Annotated in this window: 25 protein-coding genes; 6 read left to right on the top strand and 19 right to left on the bottom strand. The window is 45.7% G+C overall.

Annotation, left to right across the window (positions count from 1 at the left end):
- Nucleotides 1-60: 60 nt before the first annotated feature.
- From ruvB to P253_RS01765, 5 genes are all read right to left on the bottom strand, one after another.
- Nucleotides 61-1,062 (bottom strand): Holliday junction branch migration DNA helicase RuvB, encoded by a 1,002-nt coding sequence (ruvB, locus tag P253_RS01750; RefSeq protein ID WP_005176611.1) that lies wholly within the window; start codon nt 1,060-1,062, stop codon nt 61-63.
- A gap of 297 nt (nt 1,063-1,359) precedes the next feature.
- Nucleotides 1,360-1,962, bottom strand: a complete 603-nt coding sequence (gene ruvA / locus P253_RS01755) for a Holliday junction branch migration protein RuvA (RefSeq protein ID WP_016660012.1) — start codon at nt 1,960-1,962, stop codon at nt 1,360-1,362.
- Between the two features lie 188 nt (nt 1,963-2,150).
- Nucleotides 2,151-3,491: a deoxyguanosinetriphosphate triphosphohydrolase gene (locus tag P253_RS01760; RefSeq protein WP_005176613.1), complete on the bottom strand. Its 1,341-nt coding sequence runs from the start codon at nt 3,489-3,491 to the stop codon at nt 2,151-2,153.
- A gap of 198 nt (nt 3,492-3,689) precedes the next feature.
- Nucleotides 3,690-3,821 carry a putative transporter small subunit gene (locus tag P253_RS15945; protein ID WP_005176614.1) on the bottom strand — a complete coding sequence of 44 codons (132 nt, stop codon included), beginning with the start codon at nt 3,819-3,821 and terminating at the stop codon, nt 3,690-3,692.
- Between the two features lie 11 nt (nt 3,822-3,832).
- Nucleotides 3,833-5,470 (bottom strand): sodium:solute symporter family protein, encoded by a 1,638-nt coding sequence (locus P253_RS01765; RefSeq protein ID WP_016660013.1) that lies wholly within the window; start codon nt 5,468-5,470, stop codon nt 3,833-3,835.
- 1,289 nt (nt 5,471-6,759) lie between these two features.
- Between P253_RS01765 and purL the strand changes: the two genes are divergently transcribed.
- The 3 genes from purL (at nt 6,760) to P253_RS01780 (ending at nt 12,179) form a co-directional block, all read left to right on the top strand.
- A complete protein-coding gene (gene purL, locus P253_RS01770; protein WP_016660014.1) occupies nt 6,760-10,593 on the top strand; it encodes a phosphoribosylformylglycinamidine synthase in 3,834 nt (1,277 codons plus the stop codon).
- A gap of 126 nt (nt 10,594-10,719) precedes the next feature.
- Nucleotides 10,720-11,586 (top strand): carboxypeptidase-like regulatory domain-containing protein, encoded by an 867-nt coding sequence (locus P253_RS01775; protein WP_016660015.1) that lies wholly within the window; start codon nt 10,720-10,722, stop codon nt 11,584-11,586.
- A 275-nt stretch (nt 11,587-11,861) separates the two neighbouring features.
- Complete coding sequence (locus P253_RS01780; RefSeq protein ID WP_005176621.1) at nt 11,862-12,179, top strand: YqfO family protein; 318 nt, start codon at nt 11,862-11,864, stop codon at nt 12,177-12,179.
- Nucleotides 12,180-12,289: 110 nt separating this feature from the next.
- Here P253_RS01780 and P253_RS01785 read toward each other — a convergent pair whose 3' ends face one another.
- Together P253_RS01785 and P253_RS01790 are read right to left on the bottom strand one after the other, a co-directional pair.
- Nucleotides 12,290-13,081 carry a nitroreductase family protein gene (locus tag P253_RS01785; protein ID WP_005176623.1) on the bottom strand — a complete coding sequence of 264 codons (792 nt, stop codon included), beginning with the start codon at nt 13,079-13,081 and terminating at the stop codon, nt 12,290-12,292.
- A 94-nt stretch (nt 13,082-13,175) separates the two neighbouring features.
- Nucleotides 13,176-13,976: an enoyl-CoA hydratase gene (locus tag P253_RS01790; RefSeq protein WP_016660016.1), complete on the bottom strand. Its 801-nt coding sequence runs from the start codon at nt 13,974-13,976 to the stop codon at nt 13,176-13,178.
- A 100-nt stretch (nt 13,977-14,076) separates the two neighbouring features.
- Here P253_RS01790 and P253_RS01795 point away from each other — a divergent pair, with 100 nt between their 5' ends.
- Both P253_RS01795 and P253_RS01800 read left to right on the top strand, forming a co-directional pair.
- Entirely contained in the window at nt 14,077-14,646 is a 570-nt protein-coding gene (locus tag P253_RS01795) for a nicotinate-nicotinamide nucleotide adenylyltransferase (protein WP_005176628.1), read from the top strand.
- A 63-nt stretch (nt 14,647-14,709) separates the two neighbouring features.
- Nucleotides 14,710-15,294, top strand: a complete 585-nt coding sequence (locus P253_RS01800; protein ID WP_005176631.1) for a YceI family protein — start codon at nt 14,710-14,712, stop codon at nt 15,292-15,294.
- A 75-nt stretch (nt 15,295-15,369) separates the two neighbouring features.
- Here the strand turns inward: P253_RS01800 and P253_RS01805 are convergent, their stop codons facing one another.
- The 5 genes from P253_RS01805 to dapD all read right to left on the bottom strand — a co-directional run bounded on the left by P253_RS01805 (nt 15,370) and on the right by dapD (nt 18,812).
- Nucleotides 15,370-15,831: a peroxiredoxin gene (locus P253_RS01805; RefSeq protein WP_016660017.1), complete on the bottom strand. Its 462-nt coding sequence runs from the start codon at nt 15,829-15,831 to the stop codon at nt 15,370-15,372.
- 156 nt (nt 15,832-15,987) lie between these two features.
- The gene (locus P253_RS01810; protein ID WP_005176638.1) at nt 15,988-16,401 is read right to left on the bottom strand and encodes a hypothetical protein; all 414 of its coding nucleotides are present in this window, start codon (nt 16,399-16,401) and stop codon (nt 15,988-15,990) included.
- Nucleotides 16,402-16,417: 16 nt separating this feature from the next.
- On the bottom strand, nt 16,418-17,086 hold the full coding sequence (gene queC / locus P253_RS01815; RefSeq protein ID WP_005176642.1) for a 7-cyano-7-deazaguanine synthase QueC: 669 nt from the start codon (nt 17,084-17,086) through the stop codon (nt 16,418-16,420).
- 98 nt (nt 17,087-17,184) lie between these two features.
- Nucleotides 17,185-17,895, bottom strand: a complete 711-nt coding sequence (gene queE / locus P253_RS01820; RefSeq protein WP_005176644.1) for a 7-carboxy-7-deazaguanine synthase QueE — start codon at nt 17,893-17,895, stop codon at nt 17,185-17,187.
- A 95-nt stretch (nt 17,896-17,990) separates the two neighbouring features.
- Nucleotides 17,991-18,812, bottom strand: a complete 822-nt coding sequence (gene dapD, locus P253_RS01825; protein WP_005176646.1) for a 2,3,4,5-tetrahydropyridine-2,6-dicarboxylate N-succinyltransferase — start codon at nt 18,810-18,812, stop codon at nt 17,991-17,993.
- A 303-nt stretch (nt 18,813-19,115) separates the two neighbouring features.
- On the opposite strand from dapD, the gene carO reads away from it, so the two are divergent.
- Nucleotides 19,116-19,838 (top strand): ornithine uptake porin CarO, encoded by a 723-nt coding sequence (gene carO / locus P253_RS01830; protein WP_016660018.1) that lies wholly within the window; start codon nt 19,116-19,118, stop codon nt 19,836-19,838.
- Between the two features lie 44 nt (nt 19,839-19,882).
- Here carO and P253_RS01835 read toward each other — a convergent pair whose 3' ends face one another.
- From P253_RS01835 to P253_RS01865, 7 genes are all read right to left on the bottom strand, one after another.
- Nucleotides 19,883-21,097 carry an OmpP1/FadL family transporter gene (locus tag P253_RS01835; protein ID WP_016660019.1) on the bottom strand — a complete coding sequence of 405 codons (1,215 nt, stop codon included), beginning with the start codon at nt 21,095-21,097 and terminating at the stop codon, nt 19,883-19,885.
- A gap of 273 nt (nt 21,098-21,370) precedes the next feature.
- Nucleotides 21,371-22,294 (bottom strand): CysB family HTH-type transcriptional regulator, encoded by a 924-nt coding sequence (locus P253_RS01840; protein WP_005176651.1) that lies wholly within the window; start codon nt 22,292-22,294, stop codon nt 21,371-21,373.
- A gap of 54 nt (nt 22,295-22,348) precedes the next feature.
- Nucleotides 22,349-23,410 (bottom strand): sulfate/molybdate ABC transporter ATP-binding protein, encoded by a 1,062-nt coding sequence (locus tag P253_RS01845; RefSeq protein WP_005176652.1) that lies wholly within the window; start codon nt 23,408-23,410, stop codon nt 22,349-22,351.
- An 11-nt stretch (nt 23,411-23,421) separates the two neighbouring features.
- On the bottom strand, nt 23,422-24,315 hold the full coding sequence (cysW, locus tag P253_RS01850) for a sulfate ABC transporter permease subunit CysW (RefSeq protein WP_016660020.1): 894 nt from the start codon (nt 24,313-24,315) through the stop codon (nt 23,422-23,424).
- Complete coding sequence (cysT, locus tag P253_RS01855; RefSeq protein ID WP_005176654.1) at nt 24,312-25,145, bottom strand: sulfate ABC transporter permease subunit CysT; 834 nt, start codon at nt 25,143-25,145, stop codon at nt 24,312-24,314. Before cysT ends, cysW begins: the two co-directional genes overlap by 4 nt.
- An 83-nt stretch (nt 25,146-25,228) precedes the next feature.
- Nucleotides 25,229-25,834, bottom strand: a complete 606-nt coding sequence (locus P253_RS01860; RefSeq protein WP_016660021.1) for an alpha/beta hydrolase — start codon at nt 25,832-25,834, stop codon at nt 25,229-25,231.
- A gap of 47 nt (nt 25,835-25,881) precedes the next feature.
- Nucleotides 25,882-26,892 carry a sulfate ABC transporter substrate-binding protein gene (locus P253_RS01865; RefSeq protein WP_016660022.1) on the bottom strand — a complete coding sequence of 337 codons (1,011 nt, stop codon included), beginning with the start codon at nt 26,890-26,892 and terminating at the stop codon, nt 25,882-25,884.
- Nucleotides 26,893-26,949: the final 57 nt, after the last annotated feature.

Below are 26,949 nucleotides of genomic sequence, written 5' to 3' on the forward strand. Positions count from 1 at the left end.
AAGTTGTTATTTATCAAAGACCTTCATCATCTCATAAGCAATGAAGGTCAGGCATTGCTGTTATTTCGGTTCCGGCGGGGTCATGCCAAACTGCAAATAAGCCATATTGGTGGCAATCCGGCCACGTGCAGTACGCATCACATAACCTTGCTGAATCAGATAAGGCTCAATCACATCTTCCAAGGTGCCTGAATCTTCTGCCATGGCTGCGGCCAGTGCTTCGACACCGGCAGGTCCGCCATCAAAACGTTCCAGTAACATTGACAGATAGCGACGGTCTAAGGTGTCCAGGCCATCTTTATCGACATTGAGCATATCCAGAGCGCGCTGGGCCATTGCATGGGTGACTTCGCCGGTGCCTTTGACCTGGGCATAGTCACGTACCCGGCGCAACAAGCGGTTGGCAATACGCGGTGTGCCGCGGGAACGGCGGGCAATTTCTGCCGCGCCTTCTTCGGTCATCGGGACATCCATTAAACTGGCAGAACGTTTTACGATATGGGTCAGATCTTCCACCGAGTAGAATTCTAAACGCTGCACAATCCCGAAACGGTCACGCAGCGGCGAAGTGAGCAGACCGGCCCGCGTGGTGGCGGCGACCAGAGTAAATGCCGGCAAGTCCAGTTTGATCGAACGCGCTGCCGGGCCTTCACCAATCATGATGTCCAGCTGGTAATCTTCCATCGCCGGATAGAGGATTTCTTCAATCACTGGTGACAGGCGATGAATTTCATCAATAAACAGTACATCGCCTTCTTCAAGGTTGGTCAGCATGGCTGCCAAGTCACCGGCACGTTCAAGCACAGGCCCCGAAGTCGATTTCAGGTTGCCGCCCATTTCACGGGCAATGATATTGGCTAGGGTGGTTTTACCTAAGCCCGGTGGGCCGAAAATCAGGGTATGATCGAGGGCTTCGCCGCGGCCGCGCGCTGCACCAATAAAGATTTCCATTTGTTCACGCACCACCGGTTGACCGATGTAGTCATCGAGGGAGGTGGGGCGGATGGCGCGATCAATTTGATCTTCGGGTTTTTCAGAACCACTGATAAGACGGTCTTGCATATATTATGTAAACTTCAGGTAAATACAGTTTAATGGGGCAGACGTCAAAAGCGCTTTTTGACGGATGTTCCAAGAAAATTAAATTTCGGGAATAACCTGCGGTTGGCCTTACCTTGCGAAATATATTTCTCATTCGGCAAAAGTAAGCAAAACCATCGTCATTCGCAAAACTCGTCAAAAGATGATTCGTCTCGACTATATCGCAGAAACATTTTTATGCAAATGCTTCCTGCCTGAAACAGTTGCGAATGACATTTTCGCGTATCTCATGCTGGCCTTGAGATGAAATAGAGCTATCTATTTGTTCATCGATTTTAACGCTGCCCGGATAATGTCGCTGGCTTCAGTAAAGTCACCTTTGGCTGCGCTAACCAGTTTTTGTGCTTCCTGTGGTTTGTAGCCTAAGGATTGTAACGCAGCTTCGGCTTCGGCCACGGCAGAGTTGCCCATAAACTGGATTTGTGCGCTGCTGGTGTTGCTTGGTGCATTGCCGGCAGCCATCGCTTTAAAACGGTCACGCAATTCAATCATCAGTCGTTCAGCGGTTTTTTTGCCGACACCCGGTACTTTGACCAAGGTGTTAATATCTTCATGTTCAACCGTGTGAATCAGCATATCGACGCTTAAGGTTGACAGAATGCCGAGAGCCATTTTCGGACCAACACCGTTGACCTTTAATAAAGTACGGAAAATGGTTTTTTCCTGCGCATCCAGAAAACCATATAGCAATTGAGCATCTTCACGGACTGCTAAATGGGTCCATAAGGTGACTTTCTGGCCTTTTTGTAATTGGCAAAATGTAGACAGTGGCGTATCGACTTCATAGCCCACACCATTGACATTTAATAAGACCGTAGGGGCTTCGAGGGCAAACACCTCACCAATCAGACATCCAATCATTCAGTTTATTCACTTCTATTCGGTTAAATTTTTCAGTTCCGAGCCTGTCGTCTGCATCTTGAAGTCATCTACATTGTTGTGATGCTCTGCGATATGCAGCCGATGGGCCGGGGTGTTGCACAAGCAATGTCAGCACGCACAAAAGTATAAAGCAGTTTTGGAGGTTCTCCCAAAACGGCAGGCTGTACTTAAAAGAATCCGGCTTTATTGCCTTGTAATTCCTGCGCCAGGTTATACGCCTGATGATCCGAGAATTTTGAGATAATATCCAGCACCTGCATGATATTGTCATAGTGATCTGGACCAAAATGGGCACCGGAACGCTGCAAAATCGCCATCAGCCGCTGCTCTTTAAAGCTTAAGGTTTTATGCGGTGTGGTCAGCGGAATAAAGGCATCCAGAATACTTTGCAGGCTCTGATGGGCAATAATTTCCAGACCGGCTTTTTGCGGATGTTCAAAAATTTTATCACGCGCCAGTTCTTTGGCCCGGTTAATGCCAATTTCAATATCGGCCGAGCAATATTGCAGTAAGGTCCCTTTCAGCTGGCCCGAAAGAATCTGGTCATGCTGCTTGGCAAAGGCACTGGTGACTTCATCGACCAGACGTTTCATGACCCGGCCACGTAGCGCGGCAATTTTCTGCTGCCAGGTGGTGCTGTCCAAAGACAGTTCTTCCGGCATGCCATAATCGCCAATCAGGTTCAGGAAAATCGGCTCGACTTCATCATAGCTGAGCATGTTCAGGATGATGCCATCTTCCAGATCAATCAGCGCATAGCAGATGTCATCTGCGGCTTCGAGTAAATAGGTCAGCGGATGGCGGCAATAACGATAAGGTCCGATTTCAATCAGGCCGAGCTGTTCGGCAATCTGTTTCAGAATGTCTTTTTCTGCCTGATAGCAGCCGAATTTGGCGCGCTGACTGGCTGGACGATTGCCCTGCGAGGCCATGGTTTTCGACAGCCACGGATATTTTAAATAGGCACCCAAGGTGGCATAGGTCAGACGCATACCACCATCATGCGGATGATAGTCAATTTTGGTCAGCAGGCGCAGGCCTTGGGCATTACCTTCAAACTGGCGTACATCGGCTTCCTGTTCCGGACTTAGGTCCTTTAAAAAGTCGGTATGCGAGGCATCATCAAACCATTCACGAATGGCATATTCACCGGCATGACCAAAAGGCGGATTGCCAATATCATGCGCCAGACAGGCAGCCTGAATAATCGCGCCGACATCGGCCGGGGTAATCCACGGAGGCAGTTGATCCTTGATTTTTTCTGCTGCCAGCATCCCCAGTGAACGGCCAATACAGGACACTTCCAGCGAATGGGTCAGGCGGGTATGAATACCATCATGTTGGGTAAGCGGATGGACCTGGGTTTTGCGGTTCAGCTGCCGGAAACTCTGCGAGAAAATAATACGGTCATAATCTTTATGAAACGGGCTACGCGCCTGTTCAGTACTTTGCTTTTTACTACCAATCCGAACTGTCGAAAGCAGTTCTAACCAACGCATCTGTGTCATTTATCATTATTCAATTATTTACTGCTTTGCATCATGCCAAAAAACCAAGCCCAGTACTAGAGTGAGGCGACATGAATTGTCATGGGAATGAAAAGCAGAAAAAATCTTGCTCCTCAATATAGACAAGTGATTCAAACAATATGAAACGGCCATAAAAAAACAGGCCAAATGAGCCTGCTTTTTCATGAAGAGTTAAAATTACACCAGCCCTTCACCAGTTTCCTTGGCTTGTTGTGCATCTTTATAGACATTCAAGCAAATTGTGAACAAGACCAGGCTTGCGATCAACGGCCAAAAAAGTACATATAGGGTCAATAATTGACTAGTCATCTGAAATCTCCTTATTTACTTTTCTCAGATAGCTGGTGAAATTCAATCACCATCTTGTTGATTTGTTTAAAATCAAATCGTTCTTTACTGTAGACCAAGGTCAGAACAGTACAGACCAGAGCACTACTGCCATAAGCAGTCAGTGAACTTAATAAGGTGCCGTATTCACGCAAGAAGCCGATGGTCCATGGCATGAAGCCAATACTGGCCAAGATACCCACCACCAAACCGACTTTTTTGCCGAAGAAACCAAAGGTCATCAGACCCAGCACCACACCAATACCCAGGGTTGCAAGTAGCTCAAAGCCAAGCGCAATCAAGCCCTGGATTGGAATCCATTCAAAACGGACAATCAGGAAGCTGACGAAGGCGAGCCCGACCGACCAGTTAAACGCACGAGAATTCACTTTGTCCCAATACAGGCTGACAATTACCGGAAATACAATAGACCCCCAAAGTGCACCCACAAAAATCAGCATTGATAAAATGTCAAATTTTAAAGTGGCGATAATGATCCCAAGCATGGTGGCGACAATCATGGTTATACGACCAATAAACAGCATTTTCTTGGGATTAGGTTGGTTTTTGGCAATCTGTTTTCCATAAATGTCAGTCATCACAATCGCAGATAACGCAGACAGATCCGAGTCAGCCGTTGAAGACAGCGCACCGATCACCATGATAAATAACAGGGCCACCATAAATGGAGAGAGATACGTCGCTGCCATTTGTGGAATCAGGTTATTCAAGTTGCCATCAATCGGTTGAATTCCGGCAAACAAGGCCAGTAAGCCGAGCATCCCCAACCCGATCACAATCGCGGCATAACCAATCGTCGCCGTAATAAAACTGGGTTTAATCAAGTCTTCCCGTACCGCAAATAAACGCTGGGCAATGGTCTGGTTACCGATGGCATACGCCAGGACTGCGACGAAGAAAGGCGCACCTTGTTCTAGAAATGCAGTTTTAGAGAAGAAATCGAGCTGTTCAGGCTGCAGGTTGTGAATACCCGTTTGAAACAGGGACGGTCCGCCCAAAGTGAAGAACAGCGTTGGGATAATGATCACCGCCGCCACGATCATCGCCACCAGCTGGCCAAAATCGGTAAATACAGAGGAACGGAAGCCAGACCAGAGGGTATAAGACAGCACACCAATCCCGGTGATCAAGACGCCATGTACAAAGCTTAGGGGAGATAAAATTTCGACCAAGGCACCTGCTGCAGTAAAATTCACCATCAAACTGATGACACTTCCCACAATATTGGAACCTGCCAAAATCATCTGGCTCTGGTTGCCATGGCGGGCATGCATAATTTCTGCCAGCGTATGTGCATTGGGTGCCAACTCACGAAAGCGCTTACCAAAAGGATAAATAAACAAAATCATCAGCGCGCCCCAGAGGCCGTAGTGCAAGGCACCGGAAACGCCGTATTTATAACCTGAAGAGGCAGCTGCATAGAATGACGCTGCCCAAATCCAAGTTGCGGTCATGCTGGCCGCAGACATACCAAAGCCAATAGAACCATTCGAGACCATATAGCCATCGACATTTTCATTTTTTTGTTTAATACGTAACGACAGTAGAAAGGTAATGCCGTAAAAAAGCACCATCAATAGTACAGTGGTTGTACTAGTGAATTGAAACATAATTACTCCTTAAGCGAGGCACCTTTATTTTAAAAAACAAATCTTTTGGTGACGGACTAAGGCTCTAAAACAGGCAGAGCATAAAGCTGCAGAAAATGAGAAATCTGGTGTTTAAATATCTAGCCGATATTTGATCCACAGCATAAAAAGATGTACGTAGGTGAGTCCAAAAATGGACCTTGCCTCAGCAATTGAGCTAGAGCTTAACATAAAACCATCAAATTCACTGATGAAGTCAGTGGGAAGTAAGGTTTTTTACTGATATAGGGGTGGTTTTTAAATAAAAAACTATGATTTTGCAGGGTCAAATATATGAATATTTTTTAGGAATTACAGTAATTTATAGATTGGATTAAAACTTATTGAAGTTTGCATTAATTTAAAATGTTAAAAAAAGTAACAAAACTTAAAAAATACATATTTTTTCGATTTTTACTTGCTACTCAAAGCTTATATTTTAAACCAATTTTTGTAGAATGAATTGGATAAAATTTATTTTAAATGTTATTTCTTCATATTATTGATAAGTGTTTTTTATGAAAGATAAGTAATCATTTATCAAATAGATGCAAAAATAATTTTAGGATGGATATTTATATATGGCTTTTTTCTTGAGAATGGCTATATATTAACTACTAAATTATCCCTGATATTAGGGAGTGAAATACATAATGGAAAAAACTCTTGTGACATATTCGGGGTATGAGATTATAAGGGTTGGATTTCCTTATTTTTATTCTTTCTTTTAGGTGAATAACTTAAGTTGAACTCAAGAGAATACAGGACGAAAAATATTAGAAATATTGAACGTAAAAATCCCATCTAAGAGGGGTGAAGTCTCAGGGTTCAAGGTTCACAAAGGCAAAGACCAAAGAGATCCTGAGCGGATGACAGCAACGCTCTCTTCGGGTGGATATGGGTACTCAGCTTTCAGGATGATTAATTCGTACAAAAAATTTAATTTCTGGTTCTGCAGCAGGCTATTCAGACAATCTAGGACTAGCTTTCATCATGCTTATAGAACTGTTGAAAAATAAGACAATTTTCCTGAGTAGAACTATTCTTAAAAAAAAATTAATTTTTCTATTACAATTTATGTTAAGATTTTCGGCTAAATTCAATTCTTTTGCCTGATAATAAAAGTATTATTTTAAAAATATCAAATATTTTAGTACGAGTTTTCTTGTTTCCTCTATAGCTGATTGGCTCATTTCACAGTAGAATATGCGCTCTCTTCAAGTCACATTGTGGCGAGGTCCAAAAGATCTGCCCGTGGAGCCAAAATCAGCATGTTTATCGTGGCCGGTGCACCTGCACATTCTTCTTTTAAGAAAACTCAACTATTATCACGTTTATCGTCAATTAGTTCTGTTCAATCTTTCGATAGCCAATGGATCTATCTGTTTGACCAAGCGCTCAACGAGCAGCAGCAACAATCAGCTTTAGAGCTGTTAAATGATGGCGCATCTTTTGAATTACGTCAGCCTGCCAGTGACGAAGTCCAAATTTTAGTGACCCCACGTGTCGGTACCATTTCGCCGTGGTCATCCAAAGCGACGGATATTTTTGCCAACTGTAATATTCCAGTGCACCGTATGGAGCGCGGATTGCTGTTTATCCTAAAAGGTGTAAAAGCGCTTTCTAAAGAAGCATTACAGATCTTGCATGACCGCATGACCGAAAGCGTGTTTACTGACATTGCAGATGCAGCCGCACTGTTCGTGGAAACCGCGCCAAAACCGTTAAACTCGATTGATATTCTGGGTCAGGGCAAAGAAGCACTGGTTAAAGCCAACAATGAATTTGGTTTTGCACTGTCTGAAGATGAAATTGATTATCTGACTGAAGCTTTCACCAAACTGGGCCGTAACCCGAACGACATCGAACTGATGATGTTTGCGCAAGCCAACTCTGAGCATTGCCGTCATAAAATCTTCGGTTCAGAATGGACCATTGATGGTGAAGTTCAGCCGTTATCTTTGTTCCAGATGATCAAAAACACCTATAAAGAATCACCAACCGATGTATTGTCAGCATATAAAGACAACGCATCGGTGATTGTAGGTTTTGATACCCAGCGTTTCTACCCAACGCAAGAAGAAAACGGTCAATACGTTTATAAATACAAGAGCCAGGCGGCTCACATCCTGATGAAGGTGGAAACCCATAACCACCCAACCGCAATTGCTCCATTTGCTGGTGCGGCAACCGGTTCAGGTGGTGAAATCCGTGATGAAGGCGCAACCGGTCGTGGTGGTAAGCCTAAAGCAGGTTTAACTGGTTTCACCACATCGAACCTGAACATTCCAGGCTTTGAACAGCCATGGGAAGATAACTACGGCAAACCATCACGTATGGCCTCTCCGCTGCAAATCATGATTGAAGGTCCACTCGGTGGTGCGGCGTTTAACAACGAATTCGGTCGTCCTGCCTTAAATGGTTACTTCCGTACCTTTGAACAAAACGTCAATGGCGAAGTCAAAGGCTTCCATAAGCCAATTATGATTGCCGGTGGTTACGGTAACATCCGTCCGGATCATGTCGAAAAAGATGCAATTCAACCGGGCGATCTTCTGATCGTGCTTGGTGGTCCAGCCATGCTGATCGGTTTAGGTGGTGGTGCAGCGTCTTCTGTAGACAGCGGTACCATGGGTGAGAGCCTGGACTTCGCTTCTGTACAACGTGAAAACCCGGAAATGGAACGCCGTTGCCAGGAAGTAATTGATACCTGCTGGCGCATGGAAGATGAAAACCCAATCGTATCGGTGCATGACGTTGGTGCGGGCGGTATTTCAAACGCAATGCCAGAACTGGTCAACGATCATGAGCTCGGTGCGGTACTGGATTTACGTAAGATTCCATCGCTTGAGCCAGGCATGTCGCCAATGGAAATCTGGTCTAACGAAGCACAAGAGCGTTATGTACTGGCAATCCGTCCAGAATCTCTAGCGTTGTTTGAATCGATCTGTGCGCGTGAACGTTGTCCGTTTGCGGTACTGGGTGAAGCGACTGAAGCGCGTCATTTAACCGTTGAAGATCCACTTTTTGGCAACAAGCCAGTGGATATGCCAATGCAGGTGATGCTGGGCGGTACACCACGTATGAGCCGTTCATATGAAAGCATCGAGCGTAAAGGCGATGATTTTGATGCAGCTCAAGTGACAGATCTGAAAGATGCGATTTACCGTGTCCTGAAAAACCCGACCGTTGCCTCTAAATCGTTCCTGATCACCATTGGTGACCGTTCGATTACCGGTATGGTGGCACGTGATCAGATGGTTGGCCCATGGCAAGTGCCTGTAGCGGATGCTGCAGTAACAACCACAAGCCTGGTGGGTTATACCGGTGAAGCGATGGCCATGGGTGAACGTCCACCAGTGGCATTATTGAACCCGGCAGCGTCTGCACGTTTAGCGGTAGCTGAAGCGATCAGCAACCTGATGTCTGCAAAAATTGACCAGATTGGCGATATTAAACTGTCTGCGAACTGGATGGCAGCAGCAGGACAAAAAGGTGAAGATCAGGCACTGTTCGAAGGCGTAAAAGCGATTGGTATGGAAATGTGTCCAGCACTGGGCATTGCCATTCCAGTTGGTAAAGACTCACTGTCTATGCGTACCACCTGGAATGACGAAGGTGAAGACAAATCTGTCACTTCGCCAATGTCAGGCGTGATCACTGCATTTGCACCTGTGACTGATGTGCGTAAGACATTAACACCAGAACTGAAAAATTTTGAATCTGTACTGGTACGTATCGACCTGTCTAAAGGCCAATTCCGTCTGGGTGGTTCGATCCTGGCGCAAGTGTACAAAGCGATTGGTTCAGTGACACCAGATGTCGACAGCTTCGATGACTTCAAAGCCTTCTTCGCATTGGTACAAGACTGGAACAACCGCGGCCTGATTAAAGCCTACCACGACATCGGTGATGGTGGTTTATTAGCGACTGTTGCAGAGATGATGTTTGCGTCACGCTTGGGTGTGGCACTGGAAGAGCAATCAGTTGCAGGTCTATTTGCTGAAGAAATTGGTGCGGTGCTGCAAATCGCCAAAGCAGATTGGGAAGCATTACAAGCTGAAGTTGCAGCGTCGACATTGAAAGATGCAATTACGGTTGTCGGTACAGTCAACAACTCTGACCAGTTGGCCGTAAACGGTTTGGTGCTGGAACGTACTGACCTGCAACAGGCATGGGCAGAAGTGTCTTATCAGATCCAGCGTTTACGTGACAACGTTGAAAATGCCGATCAGGAATTTGCCTTAATTGCCGATAAAGCCCATCAAGGGATTATCGCGCAGCCAACTTATGACCTGAACGAGCCAGTTGAAGCACCGTACATCAACACCCGTCGTCCAAATATGGCGATTCTGCGTGAGCAGGGTGTTAACGGTCATGTCGAAATGGCGGCTGCGTTTGATAAAGTCGGTTTCAACACCGTTGACGTACACATGAGTGACTTGCTGGCGGGTCGTATCAGCCTGGATGACTTTGAAGGTCTAGTGACTTGTGGTGGCTTCTCTTACGGTGACGTTTTAGGTGCCGGCGGTGGCTGGGCAAAATCGGTGCTGTTTAATGCCAAACTGCGTGATCAGTTCGAGAAATTCTTTAACCGTCAAGAAACTTTCAGTGTGGGTATCTGTAACGGCTGTCAAATGCTGTCACAACTAGCACCACTGATTCCGGGTGCAGAGCATTGGCCACGTTTCCATCGCAATACCTCTGAAGTGTTTGAAGCGCGTACTGTGAACGTGCGTGTAGAAAAATCAAACTCGATTCTGTTTGATGGCATGGAAGGTTCAATTCTGCCAATCGCGGTTGCGCATGGTGAAGGCCGTGCTGTGGCTAGCGCTGAAGACTTTGCCGCATTAAATGCGGGTAACCAGATCAGCCTGCGTTATGTCGACAGTCAGGGCAATGTGACCCAGCACTATCCACTGAACCCGAACGGTTCTCCAGAAGGGATTACCGGTGTGACCTCTAAAGATGGTCGTGCCACGATTATGATGCCGCACCCGGAGCGTAACTTCCGTGCCGTACAACATTCCTGGAAACCTGAAGAATGGACTGAAGATGGTGCATGGTTACGTATGTTCCGTAACGCACGTAAATTCATTGGTTAATTGACCTTATTTTGAAAAGCCACCTACGGGTGGCTTTTTTATCGGCGTTTCATCCCAAAATGGGGATAGCTGATTTTGCCCGGCACCGTACAATAAACAGCATAATTATAAAAGTGGATAACAAAAATGCAGATGCGAACGGTCATTCCTATTTTTACCAGCTTGATTATGCTGAACGGTTGTGGTGGTGAGAGTGCCAAGATTCAGGAGTCTGTCACGTATGCTCAGCCGCTGCATTCCAGTTTAACCCAGTCCCAGTCTGGTACGCAGCCACAAGGCGAAAAGTGGTCAGTTTCAGGTCAGGTATTTGATGCCAGCGGGCAGCCTGTTGCTCAAGCCAAAATCTATGTGCAGCTGGGCGAACACAACTATTATGCCCATTCTCAGGCTGATGGCCGCTATACCTTATATCTGCCTCGTGAATATGATTATCCCGATCATATTGCCGGCACGGTCTGGATGGAGGGCTATCAACCGGAAATCCTGTTGCTGTCCTATCAGAACCAGCATTTATATATTGATCAGCATAGTCATCTGGTTCAGCTCAAGCCTTTAACCGAAGCGCATGTGGTGTTTCAGCAGGGGCTACATTTAATTCATCTGGGTGATGATTCACTGGTGAAAAACCCGGAAACCCGAATTCAGACCGCGCCACAAGGACTGGTCTGGAGTGATGGTTTTCAGTATACGCAGGCACTGCAAAAACAGTATAACCAGCTCTGTATCCAGTTGTATGGCAAGGGTATTCAGAGCCAGTATGCCAATCAGGATAAAATTTCCATCTCCAGAAAAAATGACCTGCGTTTAAGTATTACCCAATTGCTGTCGGACAGTCCGAGTTCGGGCGCCTATAGTGCCAATGAGCACTGTTTTCCGTTAAGGCATTTTCAGGTGAATGATCATATTCAGGTGCAAATTAAGTCACATACCCTGGACACCGATCAGGATAATTTCGAGATGCTGAATATTGTAGGCGTCTTAAGAAAAATTTAAAGTAGATTACCTTGCTGAGATAAATAATGAGCTCAATGGAATAGCCTAAGCAAATAAAGGATCTGATCGATTTCGAAGATTCAATAATTCTCGCTAATCCATCGCTATGTTTCATCCAAAGCCATAGCTAAAGCTGGACAATTGTTTGGAATCAGTACTGTATCTATTCAAAACAGATGTAGCGCTATTCAGGATTTAGGTCATTTCTTGCAAACAGCAGATGACAACAGGCCAGTCAATACGGTATGAAAGATAGATCAATACCGGGAGTGACTATGCTAAAACTGATTTTTTATGTGCCTGAATCGCATCTGGAAGCCACCAAAGCTGCTGTATTTAAAGCCGGTGGTGGGGGAATCGGCGATTATGAACACTGTGCCTGGCAGGTGCTGGGCACCGGGCAATTTAAACCCTTACGTGGCGCAGACCCGTATATTGGGGAAGTCGGCACGCTTGAAAAAGTAGAGGAATGGCGGGTGGAAATTATTGTACCGGAAGATAACGCAGCAAATGTAGCCCGTGCCTTAAAAGATAGCCATCCTTATGAAGAACCGGCATTCGAGTTTATTCAGATGATAGATGTGCAGTTTTAATTATTGAATATTGGAATATCTGACAGAGAGGGAGAGCCTTTTAATCAGCTCTCCCTTGTGCAGCAGTCCCGCTTCTCTCTTAAAGAAAAGTGGGACTTTTTACATCTTGTTTAAACTTTCTGAATAAACAACTCCCGGTCAAACCGGTATTGCGGGAAGAACACGCCATCTTTCGCACGTTCACCGGCAGCAATTACCATCACCACATATTGCTGTTCATTCAGCTTTAAGATTTTACGCACCATTGGCTCATCAAAACCTTCCATCATACAGCTGTCAAAGCCATAAGCGCGTAAGGCCAGCACCAGATTTTCACAGGCCAAAGCGGTAGTTTTCGAGGCCCACAGTTTGGCATCGGCCGGATGAAATGCCGACACTGGCAATTGCTTGTCCAAGCTACGTGCCACTTTAAAGGCCACTTTTTTGAAATGACCGAAGGCATTGAAATAGCCAGTTTTATAATTATAGGGAATAAATTTATAGTATTTTTTTACCGGGGCTGGCGCTTCAGGAAACGGGAACTCGGAAATATTGAGTTTGGCCATTTCATCAATGCGGTCGGTGCGTGCTACACAAACAATCAGCTCGGCCGCAGTTCTGGCTGCTAGCTGACTCAGACAGGCTTTGACCAGCTGCTTTTTCTTGGCCGGATTCTGGACCACATAAAAGGTCCACGGCTGTAAATTGGAGGAGTTCGGTGCCAGTAAGGCTAAATCCAGGCAGGCATCTAAAATATCCGCTGGAATGGGCTTGTCTGTAAATTTACGTACTGAACGGCGACTGGTGATGACTTTACGAAAGTTTTCGACATCAATATCTTGTGGTGCCGGTTCGTAATAGCGTTTTTTCTCGGTTGAAGATGATGCAGAGTTTAAAGATGAGGGATCTGACGAATTTGACATGGGAACCATCACAAAAGAAATAAAAGAAAGAGAAAACAGCTAAACCATAAAAACGTAGGTACAGTGACTGCACCTACGTTGATGAGCATAATACTTAATGAAACTGGGTAAAGTCAGGTTTACGTTTTTGCATAAAAGCCTGTACAGCTTCCATCATTTCCGGTGAGCCGACCCGTTTCATAAAGATTTCCGCTTCATGATCAATACAGTCAATAATTTCATCCAAATTGTGTTTCATTAGCGCTTTGGTATGTTTGAGAGAGGCCAGTGGCAAGGCTGCCAAAATGTGCGCCTGTTGCTGGGCAGTGGCATATACATCCTCTTCAATACTATTGACCAGACCGGCGTTTAGCGCTTTGTCGCTGTTAAACTTCTGAGCAGTTAGCAGCAGCTCTGCGGCTTTATGGAAACCGGCCTGCTGTACCAGCAGTTTGCTGGACGCACCTTCTGGGGACAGGCCGAGGCTCACAAATGGAATCTGGAACAGGGCAGTGTTGTCGCTATAGACTAAATCTGCATGTAATAACAGCGTGACCCCAATGCCAATGGCTACACCACGCACCGCAGCAATTAGCGGTTTGGAAAAACGTGCAGCAGCTTTTAGCAATACAAAGGGTGGCGTATCTCCAGCTTTGCCTTGCAATGGTGTTTGAATAAACTTCATGAAGTCCTGCATGTCGTTACCGGCACTGAAATCAGCATCGGCTCCGCGTAAAATTACTACGCGGACGTCTTTATTCTGATCGGCTTCGTCCAGTGCCTGCGCAATCCAGAGATACAGTTCACCATACAGGGCATTTTTGGCTTCCGGGCGCTGAATGGCTAAGGTCAGTACGCCATTGTCTAAATTCGCATTCAAATGTGGATGGGGTTGTTGAATACAGCTCAGTGTCATCGTACTATCCTTGCTTTCAATTAATTTGAATTTATGGGCTTATTATGGCGAAAATTATTGTTGACGCCACAACTGGTGAGTTCATAAAAGTTGATGTGCTATGAATTATAAATTTGATTATCTTGTGTTTATTGGCCGCTTCCAGCCTTTTCATCTGGCACATATGCAGACCATTTTAATCGCGCTGGAGCAAAGTGAAAACGTGATTTTGGCACTGGGCTCTGCACAAGATGAACGCAATATCAAAAATCCGTTTACTGCCGCTGAACGCCAGCAGATGATTCTGTCCAACTTTAGCCCAGAGCAGCAGCAGCGGGTCAAATTTGTGCATGTGGTCGATGTATATAACGATGAAAAATGGCAGAAACTGGTGAAAATGCTGGTGGCCACGGTGGCCGGACCAGAAGCCAAAGTCGGTTTAATTGGCCATTTTAAAGATGAGTCTTCCTATTATCTGCAATTTTTCCCGGAGTGGGAGATGGTCGAGCTTGACAGTCTGGAAGGTGCCATGTCTGCCACGCCGGTACGTGAAGCCTATTTTCGTGGAGAAATCTGGACCGATGCCTTCCCGCCGGGCACAATCAAATTTTTACAGAATTTTCAGCACACGCCGGTTTATCAACAATTACAAGACAAATATCATGCGCAAGACCGTAGTAATCTCACCTAAGCTCGCCGGCTCCATCTTGTTAACGAGATAAAGCAAGCCAGCTGTGTAGCAAGGAGATAAGCGATGAACTTGAACCCGTCACATGTAGCAAGGTCAAAGACCAAATGCTTACTGGGTGCGGCTATTATGCTGTTGGGTATCAGCCCGGCCTATGCCGAGCGCTGGACCTTGACCCCAAAAAGTGAAGTTGGTTTTGAGATTAAGTCCATGGGCGTGCAACTGGTCGGAGGGCAGTTTAAAGAGGTGCAGTCAGTCATGCATTTTGATCCAAAAGCACCGCAGCAGGCCTCAACCCAATTTGTGCTAAATGTGGACAGTCTGCAGCTGAGTAAACCGTCTTTAAGACATATGATTCTGGGCGAGGACTTATTCCATGCCCAAAAATATAAAACCGTCAGTTTTAAAAGCACGCGTTTTACTGCTTTAGGTCCTGATCAATATCGTATTGCCGGTAATTTAACCCTACGCGGCGTGACGCGTCCGGTTGTTTTTCATACCAGTTTAAAACCGAATACAGGAAACCCGAAATTGCTGGATGTGCAATCATCAACCCAAATTCAGCGTAGTGATTTCGGTATGAAAAAGGCGATGGGTGGTGTTGGAGAAAAGGTCAATATTCAGCTTAAAGGTCAGTGGCGTGTTCAATAATGAGATAACAATAGACGTGATGAGTGAATTAAAAGCCTGAGCTTGTATCAGGCTTTTTTCCGATCCAGCAATTGTTTAACTGTTGGCTTGTAAGGTTTTTAAATCTTCCAGTACCTGCTCGGCATGTCCTGCAGCCTTGACTTTACGGTATTCCCTGACCAGCTGGCCATTATGGAAAATAAAGGTAGAGCGCTCAATCCCCATGACTTTTTTGCCATACATATTTTTTTCTTTAATCACATCAAAATGCTGGCACAGCACTTCCTCCTTATCACTGATCAGATCAATCGTCAGGTTCTGTTTGGCGGTAAAGTTCTGATGCGCTTTCACCGAATCACGCGACACGCCAAGAATGGTCGCACCCAATGCCTCAAACTGATCTTTCAGGCCAGAAAAATCTACCGCCTGCGTGGTACAGCCTGGAGTGGAATCCTTTGGATAAAAATACACAATTAACCACTCAGCCTGTAGTTCAGCCAGATTGATTTCCGCCGTGGTGGTCGGAAAGGTCTGATTTGGTAAGTTCAAGTCGCTCATGACATCGTCCTTTTACATTGTGTCAGTTTTTAAATTGCCTCTATCATACCGAATTTCCTGCGTTTTCTCACAAATTACCGGTAGAGAAAAGTGAACGCAGCAAACCGGGCAAAAAAAAGCCTGCAATGGATGCAGGCCTCTGGAGGAACTATATGATTATTTCTTTTGCTGCGCTTGCGCGGCTTTCATGGCTTCTTCAGTTAAGGTTTTTAATTTACCGGTTAACTGAGGACCAAAACATGCCTGTAAGTCTTTGTTTTGTTTTTGGACAAAAGCAAGGGTACTTGGGCTTTTCTTCTGGTTAATGGTACTTTGGATTTCCCATTTTTGTGCATTGGTCAGCTTGCCATCGGCTTCAACCGCACAGGTACAGTATTTGCTGACTTCAGCAGCGCTTAACTTTTTACCTTTTGCAGTTTCTTCTTTACAAACATTAATCAGCGCCGATTTTACATTGGTGCTTTTATATGCCTGTTGCAATTTGTCTGTGTTGGCCTGAGCAGATGTTGCGAATACGGCTACAGTAGACACAATCGCAGAAAGGATAATGTTTGATTTTAAATTCTTCATAGATTCTACCTTGTCATTACGGTATATAACGTGTCGGATCAGCCACACCTGCGTCTAGGAAACCCTGTTTACGTAAACGACAGCTATCGCATTTTCCACAAGCACGTCCTTGGTCATCTGCCTGGTAGCAAGACACCGTTTGACTATAGTCTACGCCATGATCAAGACCTAAGCGAATGATATTTGCTTTGGATAAATGTAACAAAGGTGTTTCAAATTTGAGTGGTTTTCCTTCTACGCCCACTTTGGTGGCCAGACGCGCCATATTGGCAAAAGCCTCAATAAACTCAGGACGACAGTCCGGATAACCCGAATAATCCACCGCGTTAATACCAATAACAATGGCTTCTGCATCAAATACTTCCGCTGCTGCCAGTGCATAAGACAGGAAGATGGTGTTACGTGCTGGCACATAAGTCACCGGAATACCATCCTGTTCCTGCTCGGGTACCTCAATATTATGATCGGTCAGGGCAGAGCCACCTAAGTTACCTAAATCAATATTAATGACACGATGTTCTACACCTGCACGCTGGGTTAAGGCTTTGGCAGCGTCCAGTTCAGTGGTTGAACGCTGGCCATAACGAAAACTGAGGGCGATACATTCATAACGCGCTTGCGCCCACGCTAAACAGGTTGTTGAGTCTAAACCACCAGATAACAATACAATGGCACGAGGGCGCATCAGAATCTCCAAAATAATAAAAAGCAATTTGAGCTGTGTATAAAGCTTTGCGTTTCGCAGCTTAATTTTGCAAACAGAGCAATTATACAGCAGCCTGATTAACGACCAGTTTCATCATTCCACAGCAGTTTGTGTAACTGTAGCTGAAAACGAACAGGGAGATGGTCTTCTAAAATCCATTGGGCCAAATCACGGGCCAGTTGCGGCATGCGTGCGGCACCATTTTCAACTTCAAAGGCAGGGGAAAACCAGACGGTGCTGACTTTTTTATGCAGTTGATACAACTCCAGCTGCTGCTTCGACCATTCATAATCTTCACGGTTACAAATCACAAACTTGATTTGATCGTGCGCAGTCAAATAGTCCAGATTCGAAAGCAAATTCCGTGCAACTTCCCCCGAGGTTGGGGTTTTTAAATCTAAAACTTTGGAAACACGCGGGTCTACCTTAGATACATCTAAAGCACCGCTGGTTTCCAGAGACACTTCACAGCCTAAATCTGCTAATCGCTGCATTAAAGGCAGGGCATTCGGCTGTGCCAGCGGTTCACCGCCCGTCACGCAGACATACGGTGTGTTAAAGTCCAGCGTGGTCTGAATAATCGCTTCAAGTGACTGACGTTCGCCGCCTTCAAAAGAATAGGTGGTATCGCAATAAGTACAGCGCAGCGGACAACCGGTTAAACGGATAAATACGGTAGGCAGCCCTGAGGTATTGGCTTCGCCTTGTAATGAATAGAAGATCTCCGTGATGCGTAAACCCGCAGACGGATCAGAAACAGGAATAGCGGAAGATCGAAGCGTACTCATAACAAATTAACCACCGGGTAGAAAAACAAAAATCTCTACGATCATTGCTAACCGTAGAGATGAGGAGCGATAGCTCCGCTTAAACTAAAGAAAAATTAGTCTTCGCGTAATAAATCGTTCAGGCTGGTTTTCGCACGTGTTTGCGCGTCAACTTTTTTCACGATAATGGCAGCATATAAGCTGTATGTGCCGCATTTAGATGGCAGGCTGCCAGAAACAACTACAGAACCGGCAGGAACACGGCCGTAGTGGATTTCGCCAGTTTCACGGTCATAAATCTTGGTAGATTGACCAATGTAAACGCCCATTGAAATCACAGAACCTTCTTCAACAATCACGCCTTCCACGATTTCAGAGCGTGCGCCGATGAAGCAGTTATCTTCAATAATGGTCGGATTGGCTTGGAGTGGCTCAAGTACACCACCAATACCGACACCACCAGACAAGTGTACATTTTTACCAATTTGTGCACATGAACCGACAGTGGCCCAAGTGTCTACCATAGTGCCTTCATCTACATATGCACCAATGTTGACATAAGATGGCATCAGCACCACATTTTTTGCCTGGAACGAACCTTTACGTGCAACTGCAGGGGGTACTACGCGTACGCCAGCCGCTTTAAACTGTTCTTCAGTCCAGCCTTTGAATTTGGTGTCGACTTTGTCATAGAAACGAAGATCACATGACTCAATTGGTTTGTTGTCGTTCAGTTTAAAAGATAACAAAACGGCTTTTTTCAACCATTGGTGTACAACCCATTCACCGTCAATTTTTTCCGCTACACGCAGTGTACCGTTATCTAAGCCAGCAATAGCTTCCTCTACTGCCTGACGGATTTCAGCCGGGCAGTCTGCCGCGGTGAAATTAGCACGATCTTCAAACGCTTGTTCAATAATCGTTGAAAGCTGAGACATGATCTTCCTTCCAAAAAAATTTTCAAGATTTTACACTAAATTGAACACGGGTTAGATGAAAATTGGCACTAAGATCGAAATTAATAATAAAGAAAAATGTTTTCACTTAATATAAGAAACATCTGCTTAAACTTTCGCCTCAAAAAAGAGTTATCTTTCAAAAAGAAACATAGATTTGTATCAAAAAATAACAAAAAATGAGCAAAATGTGCATAAAAACTGTGCGAGAACTTCTTTATATTGTGCTTATCAACAATAGTACTAAACATGAAAAATAAGTTTTTATTTTGAGGAGCACATTACATGAAATCTTTACATAAAATTTTAGCCATTTCCGTACTTGCTACAGCAGCAGGTTCAGCAATGGCGGCAGATCAGACAGTCGTGACAGATGAAGGTGTTTCAACTTTCTCTTTCTTTAAACCCGCTGCAGTCCGTGCTGAAGTTGGTACAACAGGTTATGGTGGTGCGATTTCTTGGAGTGCAAACCCATACGTAGGTGTAACTTTAGGTTATAACGGTGGCGATATTTCTTGGTCAGATGATATTTCTATTAATGGTTCTGACTATGACTTGGATATGGATAATAATAATGTTTATCTAAATGCTGAAATTCGTCCTTGGGCGAACTGGTTCTATATGGCAGCAGGTGTAGCATATTTAGATAATGATTATGAATTAGACCGTCGTGTTCGTCCGAACGAAGGTTTTTCGGTTAACGGAACAGATTTTGTCGCAGGTGCAAATGGTGTTCATATTAATGGACAAATGTCTTATAAAAATGATATCGCACCTTATGTAGGGATTGGTTTTTCACCATCAATTACTGACCGTTGGGGCGTATTTGGTGAATTAGGTGCTTATTATACTGGTAATCCAACTGTGCAATTAACAGCAACTGGTACTACAGCAAATAATAATGCTGACTTACAAAATCAGGTCGATCAAGAAGCTAATGATATTCGTAATGACAACGAATACGAATGGTTACCAGTAGCGAAACTGGGCGTCAGCTTCCGCTTCTAAGCCATTTCTATAAAAAACGAGCTTCGGCTCGTTTTTTTATGCGTTTAGAAATGATGGCCAAATCTTAGTCCATATACCCAGGCATGATTGTCCCGATTGACCGAGGCTAGACTGGAAATTTGAGTACCGGCAAAATTACTGGGTTGAATATGTGGTTGTTTAAACTTTAAATAATAGGCCCCTGCAGCAATAAAACTGTCAGGTCGAAAATAAAAGAGCTGGCCTAAGCCGAGGCTATAGTGCCCATCTGCCGGATTTAGGGTCGAGGCCGGATTGCCAATCCCGGAGTCCCAGCCCAGTTCTAACTGACTGATCCAGCGTGCATTCCAGCGATGTAACCCGCCCAGTTTGGCCGACCATTGATCTTTCTGATAATGAATTAATTTAAAGTCTTTAATTTCAGGAACGAATGTTGCGTAAGCATCAATCACGGCGCCAAATTGAGTCGGTTGTATATAAAAATCTTTCCAGTTAACCCAGCGTATACCCGCATAGAGCAGGTTATTGGCACTGATGCCGGTGTGCAAATCCAGATTCAGCGATTCGGGTGTGCGAACCGCGGTATTCTGGTCCGCCACGATCTGCAATTGGCCTTGTGGGGACTGTTCCTGTACCGCTAGCTGATGATGAATGGCCGAACGATAAGTGAACGCCGCACTCATGGCATATTCAGGAATCTGGTAGCGTACCCCGGCCAGCCAACCCCAGGCATCATCTTCAGGGAAATAGGCCTGATAGCCATGAAAAATATAATAGTTTTGTCCCCAAAGCTCTAGGTTTCCCTGAAAAGACTGATGACTGAGTCCTGCATAAAAAGTCCAGTGCGTATCCGGATGATACCCGACAAGCGCGCTAATATTTTCTGTTTTAAAGCGAATGTCGGCAGCTTCGACGTCTAATGGTTGACCATAAAAATCCGGGTTGTAGTTATAGTTGACCTTAACACCAAAGGGCTGATCATAAAGCAGGGCAAAGGAAAACTCTGGATTCAGCTGCAGTTTAAAACCACCGAGAACAAAACGCTGCTCGGGTGCCAGGTTGCCGGTGGAATAGTCATAAATTCCTAACTCGGCTAGTGCAGCCTGATTTTCGACTTGTCCTGCGACATCGGCCTCTAAATGCACCAGGGAGATTTCGGCATAATGATCGGGCTGGAAAAAAATATGCATGGATTGTCCGGACTGCTCCAGCGCTGCTGCAGAGACAGCTTGCACTGGTAAAAGCAGGCTCATCGACACCCAGAAAAAATAGACCTTCATTGGCCGTCCTTTAATTTTTGGTTAAATTATAAATTTATAAAGTATTGATATTAAAAAATTATCTAGCTATTAAAACCGAATTTGCTGAAAAAATAAACAGGTTTAGGTGATCTTTATCCCATTTTTTAGGGATGCTGTGATGTAGTGCAAAATGAGCGTTAGCATAAAATTTAATAAGTGCGGATTGGGTTCATCTGCTTAGTAGATCAACTGGAGTGATATAAAAAAGAGGATGCTGATGCCATCCTCTTCATTTCCATTTTTTGTGGGTGTTTAATCTTCTGGATACGCGACTTTTTTCAGGGCTTTAATATCAGCTTCAGGTGAGCACAGGGAAATAAACTCATAGCCATAACCACGCAGTAAATGTCCTTTACGCACCGCCAGCCAGGTGGTATTCAGGCCAAAAATATCGGTTTCAATCTGCTTTAAACGATAATCCCGTTCCTGGTCATAAGCCACATTGTTGACCACACCCACGCCCATGCCTAATTCGACATAGGTTTTAATGACGTCGGCGTCCAGCGCAGACATCACGATATCAACATCAATGCCGGCATCTTCAAAGGCTTTATCAATTTTAGAACGGCCAGTAAAACCGCCGTGGTAGGTAATAATCGGATATTCCGCCAAATCCTGAATGCTGATCTCGGCTTTATGTGCCAGCGGGTGGTTTTGCGGGGTAATAATACTGTGCTGCCAGGTATAGTAAGGCACACTTGCCAGATTGCTTTCTGTGGTTAAGGATTCTGTTGCAATACCAATATCGGCTTCACCTTGTAGCAGCATTTCAGCAATTTCTACAGGGCTGGCTTGTTGTAAAATCAAATGTACTTTAGGAAATTCTTTTTTAAACAAATTCACAATGGGCGGGAGTACATAACGCGCTTGGGTATGTGTAGTCGCAATGGTTAGGGTGCCTTCATCCACTTTATTAAAATCATCGGCCAGACGTTTAATATTATCGGCATCCACCAACATGCGCTCAACAATACCGAGTAGGGCCTGACCAGGTTCAGTCAAACCGAGCAGGCGTTTGCCTTTACGGATAAACAGCTGCACACCCAGTTCATCTTCCAGGTCTTTAATATGCTTGCTCACCCCCGACTGGGAAGTGTACAGCGCCGCAGAGGCTTCGGTTAAATTGAAGTTCTGGCGCACAGTTTCTCGAATAATTCTGAGCTGTTGGAAGTTCATGTCCTTTTTTCCCTCAAAAAAGGATGGGGCCTGAAATGCCCCATCGGTGCGCGGTTAAGCGACTTGATTTTCAAATAAATGTAATTGACTTGCTGTAAGCCAGACGGTCTGGTTTGGACGGAACTGATGCAAGCGTGCTTCTTCTGGGGTGAGGGAAATTTCAATTAAGTTCCCTTGACGGTCGTTCAGTTCTGCCAGTACTTTTCCGGCAATCCAGACTTCACGTAAGAAGGTGGCTTGAATGGCATTGTCCTGTGGCTGGGCATGAATGGTCAGCTCATCCGGACGGGCAAAGGCAATAATCTCGCCCTGAGGACCTTGTTGTGCGCTGGCCAGCTGAATACGGTCTTCACCCAGCTGAATCAGGCCATTGCTGTTCTGGCCTTCAAAGCGGTTGGCCTGACCCAGGAAGTCAAACACAAACGGCGTTGCCGGTTTTTCATAGACTTCACGCGGTGAGCCAATCTGCTCGATGTTACCTTTGTTCATCACTACGATCTGGTCCGCCACTTCTAAAGCTTCTTCCTGATCGTGTGTCACAAAAATTGAAGTGATATGCAATTCATCATGCAGGGTACGTAACCAGCGGCGCAGTTCTTTACGCACTTTAGCATCTAGCGCACCAAACGGTTCATCTAGCAGCAAAACACGTGGTTCAACGGCTAAGGCACGCGCCAGGGCAATACGCTGACGCTGACCGCCAGACAATTGCGCCGGATAACGGTCGGCCAGAAAGCCGAGTTGTACCAGATCAAGCAAACGGGTCACGCGTTTTTTTATTTCAGCTTCCGATGGACGGGTGGCACGCGGACGTACACGTAAACCAAAGGCAATGTTGTCAAAAACAGTCATGTGACGGAACAGCGCATAATGCTGGAAGACGAAACCGACCTGACGCTCACGCACGTGAACATCGGTGGCATCCTGACCTTCCAGAATCACCTGACCACCATCGGCAGATTCCAAACCGGCAATAATCCGCAGCAGGGTGGTTTTACCACAGCCCGATGGACCTAACAGGGCCACCAGCTGGCCGTCTGGAAAATCGAGGGAGATGTTGTTCAGTGCATGGAATGCACCAAAGTGTTTTTCAATATTTTTAACTTGAATACTCATGAGGTCATTCCTTAAGAAACTGTTGAATCTTCATTACGTTTGTCCTGCTTTTCCTGACGGATTTCGACCCAGGTTTTCAGGATCAAGGTCACAATCGCCAGCAGGGCCAGCAGGGATGACACCGCAAACGCAGCACTGAAGGTATATTCGTTATAGAGAATCTCAACGTGTAAGGGCAAGGTATTGGTTTCACCGCGAATGTGTCCAGACACGACTGATACCGCACCAAACTCACCCATCGCCCGGGCATTACACAGAATGACACCGTAAATCAGGCCCCATTTAATATTTGGTAAGGTAACTTTCCAGAAAGTTTGCCAGCCAGAGGCACCCAGTACAATGGCCGCTTCTTCTTCTTCGGTGCCTTGCGCTTCCATGAGCGGAATCAGTTCACGCGCCACAAACGGTACAGTAATAAAGATGGTGGCAATGACAATCGCTGGCACGGCATACAAAATCTTGATGTCGTTGTCCATTAACCAGTTGCCCATCCAGCCCTGGGTACCAAAAATCAGTACCAGCATCATCCCGGCAATGACCGGAGAGACCGAGAACGGCAAATCAATGATGGTGGTCAGAATCGATTTACCCGGGAAGTTAAACTTGGCCACCGACCAGGCTGCGGCTACACCAAACACCACGTTGAGTGGAACGGCAATGGCTGCAGTGAGTAAGGTCAGTTTGACCGCAGATAAGGTATCTGGATGTACCAGTGCCTGGGTATACACGCCCATACCTTGTTTAAAGGCTTCAACGAATACCAGAATTAATGGCAGAATCAGGCAGCTCAGGAAGAAAATCAGGGCAATGGCCAGTAAGGTGTAGCGTACCCAGGTCGGTTCACGGGTGGCATCACGCGATTGCAGCTTGTCGGCCAAAGCATTGCTATTGGTATTTAAACTCATCGGGCTGTTCTCCCTGTACGACGGCTGGCCCATGCTTGTAACAAGTTAATGAGGAACAGCATCACGAATGAAATCAGCAGCATCACCACCGCAATAGTGGTTGCACCGGCATAATCATATTCTTCTAAACGGGAGATAATCATCAGCGGGGCAATTTCAGTTTCAAAAGGCTGGTTCCCGGCAATGAAGATTACCGAACCATATTCACCCACGCCACGGGCAAAGGCCAGGGCAAAACCAGTAATTAATGCCGGCAGTAAAATCGGGAAAATCACTTTGGTAACAATCTGCAGACGGTTTGCGCCCAGAGCAGATGCCGCTTCTTCCAGCTCGGTTTCCAAATCGCTGAGTACCGGTTGTACGGTACGCACCACAAATGGAATACCAATGAAGATCAGGGCCAAGGTAATCCCGATTGGGGTATAGGCCACCTGAATGCCTAAAGGTTCCAGATACTGACCAATCCAGCCGGTCGGTGCATATAAAGAGGTCAGGGCAATACCGGCCACGGCGGTCGGTAAGGCAAAAGGTAAATCGACCAGCGCATCAATCAGGCGTTTGCCCGGGAAGCGGTAACGCACCAGACACCAGGCTAGCAATAAACCAAAAACGACGTTCACCAGCGCTGCAATCAGCGCAGCACTAAAACTTAACTGCAAAGATTTTAAGATACGTTCAGAACTTAAAATTTCCCATAAACCTTCCCAGCCAATGTCCAGCGATTTTAAAAATACGGCAGACAAAGGAATCAGAACGATTAATGATAAATACGCTAGGGTAAAGCCTAGAGAAAGACCAAATCCTGGCAGCACTCGGGACCGCTGCGACATGATTACTCCTCAAAGAGAGAATGCGGGCTGAAATCAGCCAGCGAAAAATAAATAAATTTCGGCACAAGCATAATTTGCGAGGGTTAAATTGCAAATTTAAATAAATACTTGCTGTCATCAGTAATACTGATATGCTGCATAGCCTTTTCTGAAATCAGGTAATTCCAGAGTTCAGGAAAAGGACCAAAACCAGAGGCGACATTAATATGCCCGACATGGCCCAAGCTTACCGGTTCTAATTGCCAGGACTGCGCCAGTTCCAGTGCATGTTCGGCATTTAACCAGGGATCATTTTCACTGATCAGCATGCTGGCGGGAACCTGCACTTGCAGCTGATGAAAATAGTCCTGATAGTCATGCTGGCTGTCACGGGCAAAACCGGCTTCACCAAAATGGCCCGGGTTGGCCGGTGCCACCAGTACCAGATTCTTGACCTTGCGTTGCAGCGCCGGGTATTGCGCCAGAGCGGCTACGGTAGTCAGGCAGCCAAAGCTATGCGCCACAATTTGCAGCGGTGCATCAATAGCCGCCACGGTGCTTCGGAACTGTTCTACCCAGGTTTCGAGTACCGGGGCATTCCAGTCCTGCTGCTCGACGCGGGAGCAGGACATGAGCTGTCGTTGTAACCAGGATTGCCAGTGGCTATATTCACTGCCACCTACGCCCGGAACAATTACGGTATGAATCATGTCGATGCTCCTTTGCTTACCTTACAGTTGCTGATGCTACAGCTGAATTATTTAGCGCTATTGGCTTTTACGATCTGGTCGAAAATGCCGCCATTTTCAAAATGTGCAGACTGGACTTTGGCCCAACCCCCAAATTCCTGATCTACCGTGACCAGCTTTAACGGCTTAAAGACCTGGCTGTATTTCTTTAATGCTGCTTCGCTACGAGGACGATAATAATGTTTGCCGGCTAAATCCTGTCCGAGTGGGGAATACAGGAAGTTTAAATAGCCTTGGGCCAAATATTTGTTGCCGTGTTTTTCCGCATTTTTCTCAACAATGGCCACCGGCGGTTCTGCCAGTACCGACAGGCTTGGGGTAATAATTTCAAATTTACCCGGCTGCTCACGAATGGCGAGATGCGCTTCATTTTCCCAGGCCAGCAGCACATCACCAATGCCACGCTCGGCAAACGTGGTGGTTGAACCACGGGCGCCCGAATCCAGAACTTTGGTGTTTTTATAAATTTTACGTACAAATTCCTGTGCGCTTTGATCATTGCCACCCGGCTGATGTTTAGCCCAAGCCCAGGCGGCCAGATAGTTCCAGCGTGCACCGCCTGAGGTTTTCGGGTTCGGGGTAATAATGCCCACACCCGGCTTGACCAGATCGCCCCAGTCCTGAATGCCTTTCGGGTTGCCTTTACGCACTAAAAATACAATGGTCGAGGTATAAGGTGTCGAGTTATGTGGTAATTTCTTTTGCCAGTCTGCCGGAAACAGTTTGGCTTTTTCCGCAATTACATCAATATCGGCGGCCAAAGCCAGTGTCACCACATCGGCACTCAGGCCATCAATTACGGCACGGGCCTGCTTGCCTGAACCGCCATGCGACTGTTTAAAATTAATTTTTTGTCCGGTCCGGCTTTCCCAGTATTTGCCGAACTGTTTATTCACATCATCATATAATTCACGGGTCGGGTCATACGACACGTTCAGAAAATCTTTTGCAGCAACACCAAAGGAGGATGCCGAAATTAATGCGGCCAGTACCCCAATTTTTAATTTTGTAAAACTCATGACTAACCTCAAATTTTTCGCTGTTTTGTAACATGAGGCAAGAATAGCGCTAGTCTT

It is taken from the genome of Acinetobacter indicus CIP 110367 (assembly GCF_000488255.1).
Taxonomy (GTDB): Bacteria; Pseudomonadota; Gammaproteobacteria; order Pseudomonadales; family Moraxellaceae; genus Acinetobacter; species Acinetobacter indicus.

Excerpts from the sequence above, each read along its gene's own strand:
- carO (WP_016660018.1), top strand. The coding sequence starts at position 19,116 with ATGAAATCTTTACATAAAATTTTAGCCATTTCCGTACTTGCTACAGCA.
- P253_RS01795 (WP_005176628.1), top strand. The coding sequence starts at position 14,077 with ATGAATTATAAATTTGATTATCTTGTGTTTATTGGCCGCTTCCAGCCT.
- purL (WP_016660014.1), top strand. The coding sequence starts at position 6,760 with ATGTTTATCGTGGCCGGTGCACCTGCACATTCTTCTTTTAAGAAAACT.
- cysT (WP_005176654.1), bottom strand. The coding sequence starts at position 25,145 with ATGTCGCAGCGGTCCCGAGTGCTGCCAGGATTTGGTCTTTCTCTAGGC.
- P253_RS01765 (WP_016660013.1), bottom strand. The coding sequence starts at position 5,470 with ATGTTTCAATTCACTAGTACAACCACTGTACTATTGATGGTGCTTTTT.
- ruvB (WP_005176611.1), bottom strand. The coding sequence starts at position 1,062 with ATGCAAGACCGTCTTATCAGTGGTTCTGAAAAACCCGAAGATCAAATT.
- P253_RS01840 (WP_005176651.1), bottom strand. The coding sequence starts at position 22,294 with ATGAACTTCCAACAGCTCAGAATTATTCGAGAAACTGTGCGCCAGAAC.
- queC (WP_005176642.1), bottom strand. The coding sequence starts at position 17,086 with ATGCGCCCTCGTGCCATTGTATTGTTATCTGGTGGTTTAGACTCAACA.
- P253_RS01860 (WP_016660021.1), bottom strand. The coding sequence starts at position 25,834 with ATGATTCATACCGTAATTGTTCCGGGCGTAGGTGGCAGTGAATATAGC.
- P253_RS01810 (WP_005176638.1), bottom strand. The coding sequence starts at position 16,401 with ATGAAGAATTTAAAATCAAACATTATCCTTTCTGCGATTGTGTCTACT.
- P253_RS01775 (WP_016660015.1), top strand. The coding sequence starts at position 10,720 with ATGCAGATGCGAACGGTCATTCCTATTTTTACCAGCTTGATTATGCTG.
- P253_RS01760 (WP_005176613.1), bottom strand. The coding sequence starts at position 3,491 with ATGACACAGATGCGTTGGTTAGAACTGCTTTCGACAGTTCGGATTGGT.
- P253_RS01845 (WP_005176652.1), bottom strand. The coding sequence starts at position 23,410 with ATGAGTATTCAAGTTAAAAATATTGAAAAACACTTTGGTGCATTCCAT.
- ruvA (WP_016660012.1), bottom strand. The coding sequence starts at position 1,962 with ATGATTGGATGTCTGATTGGTGAGGTGTTTGCCCTCGAAGCCCCTACG.
- P253_RS01800 (WP_005176631.1), top strand. The coding sequence starts at position 14,710 with ATGAACTTGAACCCGTCACATGTAGCAAGGTCAAAGACCAAATGCTTA.
- cysW (WP_016660020.1), bottom strand. The coding sequence starts at position 24,315 with ATGAGTTTAAATACCAATAGCAATGCTTTGGCCGACAAGCTGCAATCG.
- P253_RS01780 (WP_005176621.1), top strand. The coding sequence starts at position 11,862 with ATGCTAAAACTGATTTTTTATGTGCCTGAATCGCATCTGGAAGCCACC.
- dapD (WP_005176646.1), bottom strand. The coding sequence starts at position 18,812 with ATGTCTCAGCTTTCAACGATTATTGAACAAGCGTTTGAAGATCGTGCT.
- P253_RS01805 (WP_016660017.1), bottom strand. The coding sequence starts at position 15,831 with ATGAGCGACTTGAACTTACCAAATCAGACCTTTCCGACCACCACGGCG.
- P253_RS01790 (WP_016660016.1), bottom strand. The coding sequence starts at position 13,976 with ATGACACTGAGCTGTATTCAACAACCCCATCCACATTTGAATGCGAAT.
- P253_RS01865 (WP_016660022.1), bottom strand. The coding sequence starts at position 26,892 with ATGAGTTTTACAAAATTAAAAATTGGGGTACTGGCCGCATTAATTTCG.
- P253_RS15945 (WP_005176614.1), bottom strand. The coding sequence starts at position 3,821 with ATGACTAGTCAATTATTGACCCTATATGTACTTTTTTGGCCGTTGATC.
- P253_RS01835 (WP_016660019.1), bottom strand. The coding sequence starts at position 21,097 with ATGAAGGTCTATTTTTTCTGGGTGTCGATGAGCCTGCTTTTACCAGTG.
- P253_RS01785 (WP_005176623.1), bottom strand. The coding sequence starts at position 13,081 with ATGTCAAATTCGTCAGATCCCTCATCTTTAAACTCTGCATCATCTTCA.
- queE (WP_005176644.1), bottom strand. The coding sequence starts at position 17,895 with ATGAGTACGCTTCGATCTTCCGCTATTCCTGTTTCTGATCCGTCTGCG.